Annotated in this window: 6 protein-coding genes; all 6 read right to left on the bottom strand. The window is 28.8% G+C overall.

What is annotated here, in order from left to right:
* Positions 1 to 1,244, bottom strand: a 1,244-nt coding sequence (locus SPD90_RS14880) for an NAD(P)H-dependent oxidoreductase (RefSeq protein WP_320925759.1), incomplete at its 3' end; no start/stop codon positions are given.
* Positions 1,245 to 1,568: 324 nt separating this feature from the next.
* Positions 1,569 to 2,012, bottom strand: a complete 444-nt coding sequence (locus tag SPD90_RS14875; protein WP_320626663.1) for a transcriptional regulator GutM — start codon at positions 2,010 to 2,012, stop codon at positions 1,569 to 1,571.
* Positions 2,013 to 2,032: 20 nt separating this feature from the next.
* Positions 2,033 to 4,015 (bottom strand): BglG family transcription antiterminator, encoded by a 1,983-nt coding sequence (locus SPD90_RS14870; RefSeq protein WP_320626664.1) that lies wholly within the window; start codon positions 4,013 to 4,015, stop codon positions 2,033 to 2,035.
* Positions 4,016 to 4,310: 295 nt separating this feature from the next.
* Positions 4,311 to 5,411 (bottom strand): PIN/TRAM domain-containing protein, encoded by a 1,101-nt coding sequence (locus SPD90_RS14865; protein WP_320626665.1) that lies wholly within the window; start codon positions 5,409 to 5,411, stop codon positions 4,311 to 4,313.
* 63 nt (positions 5,412 to 5,474) lie between these two features.
* Positions 5,475 to 6,542, bottom strand: coding sequence for a DNA integrity scanning diadenylate cyclase DisA (gene disA, locus SPD90_RS14860; RefSeq protein ID WP_320626666.1), 1,068 nt, complete (start codon positions 6,540 to 6,542; stop codon positions 5,475 to 5,477).
* A 5-nt stretch (positions 6,543 to 6,547) separates the two neighbouring features.
* Complete coding sequence (radA, locus tag SPD90_RS14855; protein ID WP_320626667.1) at positions 6,548 to 7,915, bottom strand: DNA repair protein RadA; 1,368 nt, start codon at positions 7,913 to 7,915, stop codon at positions 6,548 to 6,550.
* Positions 7,916 to 7,950: the final 35 nt, after the last annotated feature.

Raw genomic sequence — 7,950 nt, 5'->3', positions numbered from 1 at the left:
GATTTGTCTATTTCTACCATATCGTAAGTTATTACTTCACCTTTCTTGATGTCTTTTAATACTTTTGTTTTTCTATCTACTAATCCTATTGGAACTGCATTCATTTCTTTTGCTGTTTCATATTTTTCTATTAATCCGTAGCAAGTGTATGCTCCGTATCCATCCATGTATTCTCCAGCTTTTAAGTCTTTCTTAGCTACAGTTATTACTTCTGCTACTAATCCACCTTTTGGTACTATTGTTCCTTTATTTTCTATTACTGCCATTGCTGCTGATAATGGTGTTTCTAAGCTGCATAAGTGATATGGTCTATATAATATGTAGTTTGGTCCTGGTCCCATGCTTAAGTATTCCATTTCGTCTCTTACTTCTTTTAATTTATGAGTTACTACTACGAATACCCCTGGTGCTATACCATTTACGAAATCTACTACTCCGTAGTTATCTAATACTCCACCTTCTGATTTTAATGAATATTTTTGTGGAACTTCTTTAACTGTTGCTTCTACACCATGTGCTCCTCTTACATCTGGTACATATCCTGTTGCATTACACATTAATGCCATTTCTACCATTGTCTTAGTTCCTTCTTTGAATGAAGTTATCATGTGTGGAGAAGCTCCTTTTCTTGCTGCTTCTTCTGCTACTGTATCAGGGTTACAATCATAATCTAATTTATTGTTTTTACCTTTTCCTATAACTCTTACATCAAATCCCATTGAAGTTGCGAAGTCATATAATCCCATTACTGCTCCTGGTTCGTCCCCTGCAGATCCTGTGAATATTACTCCTGCATCGTCAGCTAATTTTTTAAGTATTGGTCCTACTACACAGTCTGTTTCAGCATTTAACATTACTATATGTTTTTTGTTTAATATTGAGTTTAATGCTATTTCTGCTCCTATTGCTATTCCACCTGTTGCATCTACTACTACTTGGATTGATGGAGTTTTACAAGCTACCATGAAGCTCTTACAAGCTACATATTTTCCTTCTTGTATTGCTGCTTCTGCTGTTACTTCATCTTCTACTACTACTACTTGATCCTCTGCTATACCAGCTTTTATGAATGAAGCTTTTGCTAAGTCTACGTTTATGTCTGCAACTATTGATGGTATCATACCTTTCATGTTTACAACTTGACTTACCATACCAGTTCCCATGTGTCCTGCACCTATTATTGCTATTTTGATGCTTTTTCCTTGTACTTCTAATTCTTCAAGTTTTCTGTTTAAGTTATACATTTCAATTCCCCCTGTTTATATGTTTGCTTTTTAGCTTATTTTTAATTTAATGTATCAAACTTATTAGTATTCTGATAAGTTGAATTTTTTTAGTATATTTTGATTTATTATCTAAATCTATTTCTCTTATGATTTAAGTTTATAACAATAGAATTAAAAATTTAATACATTCTTTTTCCACGTTATGTGGAAAAATATACAATTTTCGTTCTGTATCAGAACATTTGTAAAAATAAATTATATAAATGTCTCAATTCTATATAAATCAAAAGAGACTTGATAATTTACACATAAACTTATCAAGTCTCCCTTATTTAAATATTTCTAAACAGTAGTATCATTAGCCTCTATTGCTTTATTTTCAACTATTTCATCAATCTGCTCTTCTTCTGATTTTTCGTCTACTTCAGAATCAACATCCTTCTCTCTTTCTCTTATGTATTGTACAGCTTGTATTATAACTTCTTCATCAGCAAACTTATTTTCCACTTCATCTAATGTAAGCCCTTCTATACCTTCAATCTTTTCAAATTTAGAAAATACAGTTATACCTTCAAATTTCTCGCCGTATTTTATTATTTCTTCTTCATCATCAAATGCTAAAAGCACTATTTTACCTTTTTTCGTAAATCCACCCTTTGTTCTCGCAGTAGAAACACCACCATATTGTCTAACTCTTCTTTGAGATGCTACGTATTTCTTATGAAGGTAATATGATGTTCCAAAATTTGCAAGATATAAAAGTATTAAAACTATAATTATTTTCATTTAAACACATCCTTACTCTATTATTTTATTGATATTTTTAATAATGTACTTGTCAAATCAGAAAAAGTTTTACATTTAGCCAATTGATTTATATATTTGTCATTTTGACCTAAGCTTAAAGCTTCTTCATATATTTTGACTAATAAATCCGTATTGCTATCATCACTAGAAAATGCTATCAACATAATTACTTTTATTTGTACTCCTAGATATTCTATCGGCTTATTTAAAACCCCAATTGATACATACATTTCATCTGATTTATCATTTACTGAGTGAGGTAAAAGCAATCCACTATTAAATATAGTTGGATGAGTCTTTTCTCTCTCAAGTATATCTTTTTTAAATTTTTCTCCAACAATTCCATCCTCTATCATAGAATCTATCATCGTTTTTAATGCAGCTGAAATTGTCTTTTTATTCAATACATAAAAATATTTCTCTTGTAAAAATGCACCTATCAATAAATTATCTGATAATTTTATGTTCTTCAAATTTTTACTTAGCTTACTGTTATTTAAATACATAATCTTTTCTATCTTATTTCTTAATTTATTTTCATCTAAAATAGCATCTATTTTCAATACAGCATTTGAATTTATATTTACATCACTTGTTGTAAATACTAAATCGTATTTGCTAAAATCAACCTCATCTATTTCAAACATCGAAAAAGTATCTATCTTTATATGTTGACCTATGATTTTTCTTATTCTAATCGTAATCAAATTCGTAGCTCCTAGGCCTGTAGAACATACAATAGCAACATTTCTCAATGTATTTGAAATCATATTTTTTTCTAAATAGCTTCCAAAATGTATCGCTATATATCCGATTTCATCTTCTGGAACAGTTAAATTATAAACATCTTCAATGACATCAGCAGTTATTTTTGCTAAATTATAAGGTAATACATAATTTTCTTTCATTTCATCTAATAATAAATTTTTTAGCTTTATCTTAAATAACAACCTATTTAAAGTAAACTCTAAATGATACCCTAAGCTATCTTTTAAAGATTGATCTTCTATTATAATTCCCATTCTAACATATATTTCTTTAAAAATTAGCTCCATCAAATCTTCAATATTATCGCGAAGTTTCGGCTTATTTGAAACAAATTTAGAAATTGGTGCAGCATTTCCACTTACTAGAGGTAATGTAAGATATAATGTTTCGTATTCATTTAAAGTTATATCAAAAATATCTTCTACTATAATTTTTATTTCCTTTGATATATTATACTCGTCATATGAACCTAATAAGTCGAAACGTTTATCGTACTCAAAAATTTCATTTCCGTTTTTTATTCTACCAACCTGAACTAAAATATATTTTATTGTTTCTTCAAAAATTTGGTCTGTAGCATAAAAGCTATCTTCCTTAAATAACTTTAATATTGAACTTTTTAATTTATTTAATAAATTTTCTTCGACATCTATAACATATTTTGAGTTTGTTAAATCGTTTTTTGAATCCTTATAGATATAATTTAATAAAAGCAATCTCTTATCAAATTCATTTCCCTTTAACCACATTCCAAAATTTTGTTTTTTGATTAAATCCAAATTATACTCATTCAATATTTCTCTAACTGATTTTATATCATTTACTATAGTCGTTCTACCTACTGAAATTTTATCTGCCAATTGATCTATAGTTATTACTTCATCAAATTCTGTAAAAAAATCTAATAAATACAAAATTCTCTCATCCTTGACATTAAAATCAAAAGGAATTTTTCTATTTTCTTCAAATAAAAGATCAAAAATTTCATTATCTCTTATTTCAAGCTTATATCCATGCCCTTTAACATATATTATTTGTGCTATATCTTCTCCTAAATTATCATTTAATTGTTTTATATATGTTCTAACACTTCTAGTTGTAACCTTCAATTCTTCAGCCATGTAATTTATATTTGCGAACTCTTTATTTTTACATAAAGTTAAAATTTTAAATTCTTTATAATCAATCGATGGCAATTTTAAACTATTACTCATGCGTGGACTCCTCCTTACATTTTTAGTTTATATTAAACCAAAAAAAATTTTAATACATTGTTTTTCCCATCAGCTTTGAAAATGTTTACCAAGAGTTTATTCAAGAACATTTGTAAAAGTAATTTATAATATTATCCCTTTTAATTATAATATTTTTTCCTAGATATGTATATTTTTTTTACAAATTATAAAAGAGAGTCTTATCGACTCTCCTCTATAAGCATATAATAAATTTACATTTATATATCTAAAACTATAAATTTGCCATGAATTTACAATATTTCTTATGTTAAATTTAGTTTTTAGGTTTTCCAAATATCATTCTACCTGCTGGTGTTTGTAGTACAGATGTAACTAATACAGTTATAGTTTCTCCTATGTATTTTCTACCTCCATCTACAACTATCATTGTTCCATCATCTAAATAAGCTATTCCTTGATTTTGTTCTTTACCTTCCTTTACAACTTGAGCTAGCATGTGTTCTCCAGGTATTGCAACCGGTTTTACTGCATTTGCTAATTCATTTATATTTAAAACTTCCACTCCTTGGAATTGAGCCACTTTATTAAGATTAAAGTCATTAGTGACTACTTTTCCTCCTATAGTTTCAGCTAATTTTAGTAGCTTACTGTCAACCTCTGGTATATCTTCAAAGTCAGCGTTACTTATTTCAACTTCTATATCAAGCTCTTTTTGAATTGAGTTAAGGATATCAAGTCCTCTTCTACCTCTAACTCTCTTTAAATCATCAGAAGAATCTGCTATATGTTGTAACTCATTTAGCACAAATCTAGGTATAACTAATTTACCTTCGATAAATCCAGTTTTACATATATCTGCTATTCTACCATCGATTATTACACTTGTATCTAATACTTTTGGTGGTATTTGTTTTACTATAGTTTCCTTTTTAGGTTGTTTTTCTTTATTTAAAGATGTTGTAAGCCTACTTAATCTATTTATATTAAACAGATCATCTCTACTTTTTAATGCAATTCTAATACCTAAATATCCCATAAATAGATATACTACTATAGATATTATAGCTGTTATAACTGGTATATTTATAAAAGTACCTATTCCTCCAACTATTAAATAAGCGATAACTAAACCTACTATAAGACCTACTGTTCCTAATAATATATCAGACTGCGGATATTTAGAAATTTCCTTGTCTAATACCTTTACACTATCTCTTACTTTTGAAATTATCCAAGGTCCTATTACGTAGAAAAATATACCAAATATTAAAGCTACTGCTATTGATATTATATATTTATAATCATTAACTCCAACAAATACACTTGGAAAATACTTAACTAAAAAAACATATACGGTTGTTCCTAATGCTGCACCTAATAATCCTATTAAAATTCTAATTATTTTACTTATCAAAGTGTCACCCCCTTAAAATTTACACTCCTTTGATTTAAACTTTATAATACCTTTTTCATATTATTATATATGACCATTACCTAATACTACTTTTAATTTTATAAGTCCATTTTTAATATATGTGGCTCTTATTTCGCCTATTCCCTCAACTTCATCTAATTCTTCTATTGAGGCCTGTAAAATTTCTTGGAAATTTCCAAAATAATTTACTAAATTTTCTATGATTGATGCTGGTAAACGATGTACTTTATTTAACATTCTATATCCTTTAGTTTGTACTTGTAAATCCATGTCTTCTGAAATTCCATTATAACCTAAAACTCTAGCTATTTTAACCTTATTTAATAAATCCTCTTGGGATAAATTTCTAATTTTCCTTTGACATTCATCTAAATCTATATTTTCTCTTTTATAGTCCTTTAATAATAAAAGTCTATTTTTTTCTGTTCCACCTATTAATTCTTCCAGCTGCATTCTTACTAGATATCCTTCTTCACCTAAATTAACTAAGTACCCTTCTATTATTTGCGCAACTCTCATAACTCTTTCCATACTTTGAACTACTACTATTACATCGTAAATTGTAACCAAATCATTAAATTCTAGTGAATTTAAATTATAAATAGATGTATCTAGAACATCCTTGTATTTTTGCAAAGTCTGTAAAGCTTGATTCGCCTTAGAAAAAACTTCAGATATTTCTTCGACAACGTATTTTTGGTCTCCTCTATATATTGTAATAACATTTCTTCTTTGAGAAATAGATATTACAATAGCGCCAGTCTGTCTTGCTACTCTTTCTGCAGTTCTATGTCTAGTACCTGTTTCTGTTGTTGGTATATTATAATTCGGTATTAACTGAGTATTTGCTAACAATATTTTTCTAGAATCTTCACTAAGCACTATAGCTCCATCCATTTTAGCTAATTCATATAAATATGCTGGTGAATAATCAGCATCTATTCTAAATCCACCATCGACAATTTTCATAACCTCTTCATTACAATCAAGTACGATAAGCCCACCTGTCTTTGCTCTCAGCACATTTTCTATGCCTTTTCTCAGTGGGGTTCCTGGAGATATCATTTTTAAAGCATGTAACAAACCTTCGTTATTAATTATATTATCCATAATTATTACCCCCTTAGCACGATATTTATTGCTTGTCTAAGATTGTCAACGGGAATTATATCTATACCTTTTACATCCTTTACTACTTCGTAATTGTTTTTAGGTATTACTATTTTTTTAAAGCCTAGCTTTTTACATTCTGAAATTCTCTTTTCAATATAACTTACAGCTCTTATCTCACCAGTTAAACCAACCTCTCCTGTAACAACAATATCTGATGCTATAGGTATATTTCTAAAACTTGAGGCTACAGCAATAACTATGCCCAAGTCTATTGATGGTTCATTTATTCTTATTCCTCCAACTACATTTATATAGACATCTTGATTTTGAATTTGTAATCCAATTCGTTTCTCAAGAACTGCTAATAATAAAGCAACTCTATTAAAATCAACACCTGTAGATGTTCTTCTCGCCATACCAAAATTTGTAGGAGCTACCAGCGCTTGTAGCTCTAAAAGCATCGGTCTAGTTCCTTCAACTGTTGATATTATGACAGAGCCTGATACATCTTTTGGCTTTTCAGAAATCAATACTTGTGAAGGATTTTTAAGCTCAACCAACCCTATATCCTTCATCTCAAATACTCCTAGTTCATTAGTCGAACCAAATCTATTTTTTACAGCTCTGACTAACCTATAAGAGTTATATCTTTCCCCTTCAAAATATAGTACTGTATCTACCATATGCTCTAATAGCTTAGGCCCTGCTAGAGCCCCTTCTTTAGTAACATGTCCCACTATAAATGTGGATATTCCCATCTTTTTAGAGATTTTCATAAATTTAGATGTTCCTTCTTTAATTTGGCTCACAGTACCAGGTGCTGAAGATATCTCTGGAGAATATACAGTTTGAATCGAATCAACTATAATCAATTCAGGGTTTAATTTTTCCAAATAGGCTTCTATTATACTTAAATTATTTTCAGCGAAAATATATAAATTTTGTGAATTTACACCTAATCTACTTGCTCTCATTTTTATCTGAGATTCAGATTCTTCACCTGATATATACAATACTTTTTTATTAGTATTAGCAACATTGCTAGATACTTGCATTAAAAGTGTAGATTTTCCTATTCCAGGATCTCCCCCTACTAAAACTAGAGAGCCCTTTACAATTCCTCCGCCTAAAACTCTATCTAATTCATCTATATTTGTGGTAAATCTTTCTTCTTTTACAGCTACTATAGAATTTATACTAACAGGCTTTGAATTTGATTTATCTATAACAAAAACTTCTTTTTTACTTTTCTTTTCTTCTATTTCTTCTACAAAAGAATTCCATTTCATGCACTCTGGGCACTTACCCATCCATTTACTGGTTTCATAGCCACATGACTGACATACATATTTAGTTCTAATTTTTGCCATTAAATTTATCACCCTTAACATATCATTGTATTATT

The organism is Intestinibacter sp., assembly GCF_034113885.1.
Classification (GTDB): Bacteria; Bacillota; Clostridia; order Peptostreptococcales; family Peptostreptococcaceae; genus Intestinibacter.
The sequence above is the reverse complement of the archived record's forward strand: the minus strand, read 5'-3'. Positions and strand labels throughout refer to the sequence as shown.

Excerpts from the sequence above, each read along its gene's own strand:
- SPD90_RS14875 (WP_320626663.1), bottom strand. The coding sequence starts at position 2,012 with ATGAAAATAATTATAGTTTTAATACTTTTATATCTTGCAAATTTTGGA.
- SPD90_RS14870 (WP_320626664.1), bottom strand. The coding sequence starts at position 4,015 with ATGAGTAATAGTTTAAAATTGCCATCGATTGATTATAAAGAATTTAAA.
- disA (WP_320626666.1), bottom strand. The coding sequence starts at position 6,542 with ATGGATAATATAATTAATAACGAAGGTTTGTTACATGCTTTAAAAATG.
- radA (WP_320626667.1), bottom strand. The coding sequence starts at position 7,915 with ATGGCAAAAATTAGAACTAAATATGTATGTCAGTCATGTGGCTATGAA.